Here is a 305-nt window from a genome sequence, read left to right on the forward strand (position 1 = left end):
GAGAGCTCCGACACCATCGACAACGTGAAGGCCAAGATTCAAGATAAGGAGGGCATCCCACCGGACCAGCAGAGGCTTATCTTTGCAGGAAAGCAGCTCGAGGACGGCCGCACTCTTGCCGACTACAACATCCAGAAGGAATCCACTCTCCATTTGGTGCTTCGTCTCCGTGGTGGCATGCAGATTTTTGTGAAGACCCTGACTGGCAAGACCATCACTCTGGAGGTTGAGAGCTCGGACACCATCGACAATGTGAAGGCCAAGATCCAGGACAAGGAGGGGATCCCACCGGACCAGCAGAGGCT

General features: G+C 55.4%; 1 protein-coding gene. It reads left to right on the plus strand.

Going from position 1 to position 305, the window contains the following annotated elements:
* Nucleotides 1-305: ubiquitin-like protein (locus GFJ41_RS21395; RefSeq protein ID WP_264318565.1), on the plus strand; the 305-nt coding region annotated here is incomplete at both ends.

This window comes from Paraclostridium dentum, assembly GCF_012922555.1.
GTDB lineage: Bacteria > Bacillota > Clostridia > Peptostreptococcales > Peptostreptococcaceae > Paraclostridium > Paraclostridium dentum.